At 39.6% G+C, this 465-nt stretch carries 1 protein-coding gene; it reads right to left on the bottom strand.

Annotated elements, in window-relative coordinates; genetic code table 11:
- Nucleotides 1-465 (bottom strand): hypothetical protein (locus tag E1163_RS30085; protein WP_185155865.1); only part of this gene is annotated, 465 nt, incomplete at both ends.

A 465-nucleotide genomic window follows, 5' to 3' on the forward strand; every position in this document is an offset into this window, starting at 1 on the left:
ATAAATTCCTGAATTGTTTTTGGATGCTTTATTTTTGCCGGCATCAGCAAATTGGTACTTTTCATGATCATCATAATTGATCTTAGTTATTATCACAATATGCCCAATACTCCCTATACTCTTCTCTTTCCCAGGGCCTATAAAAACAATATCCCCTTCTTTCACATCCTCTAATGATGTGCTATAATACCCATATTTCTCCAGGTACCTGGCCATTCTTCTTGTGCCACGCTCCTCATCCTCAAATTCTTTTAGGTTCTTATCATTAAAAGATTTGCTATAGGTATTGATCTCTTCGGGAGTCAAATAACCTTTGTCCTGCTTAAGGCGTCTGGCCTCCTCTGATTCGGCCGTAGCTACCACTTCTTTAATAAAGTGTGAGCAGTCTACACCTGTCCCGGCATTTTTATCTTCCCAGTTCCACCGGTATTTTCGATCATCTTTTTTGTTATCTGCCGCTTCAAT

Origin of the sequence: Fulvivirga kasyanovii, assembly GCF_009711405.1 — a bacterium.
In the GTDB taxonomy this organism is placed as follows: Bacteria; Bacteroidota; Bacteroidia; order Cytophagales; family Cyclobacteriaceae; genus Fulvivirga; species Fulvivirga kasyanovii.